General features: G+C 66.7%; 1 protein-coding gene. It reads right to left on the bottom strand.

The features are described 5' to 3' along the window. On the bottom strand, positions 1–264 hold a 264-nt coding region (locus AAEZ10_RS27455), incomplete at both ends, for a glycosyltransferase N-terminal domain-containing protein (RefSeq protein WP_350571829.1).

Raw genomic sequence — 264 nt, 5'->3', positions numbered from 1 at the left:
ATCAGGCTCAGCTCGGCCAGCATCGGCGCGGTCAGGCGGGCGAAGCGCGCGTAGCCGCGGGCCGAGCGCTCGGACAAGCGCGCATTGGCCAGCGCTACCGGAATGCCGCGGCGTGCACACTGATGGATATGGTTGGGCCAGAGTTCGGTTTCCATCACCACCGCCAGCTTCGGCCGCACGCGGTCAAGAAACCGCGCAGCCGCCCAGGGCAGATCATAGGGCAGATAGCAGTGCTGCACGCTGTCACCGAACAGCGCCTGAATC

The organism is Pseudomonas sp. H26/SER47-MNA-CIBAN-0231, assembly GCF_040310465.1.
Classification (GTDB): domain Bacteria; phylum Pseudomonadota; class Gammaproteobacteria; order Pseudomonadales; family Pseudomonadaceae; genus Aquipseudomonas; species Aquipseudomonas atacamensis.
The sequence above is the reverse complement of the archived record's forward strand: the minus strand, read 5'-3'. Positions and strand labels throughout refer to the sequence as shown.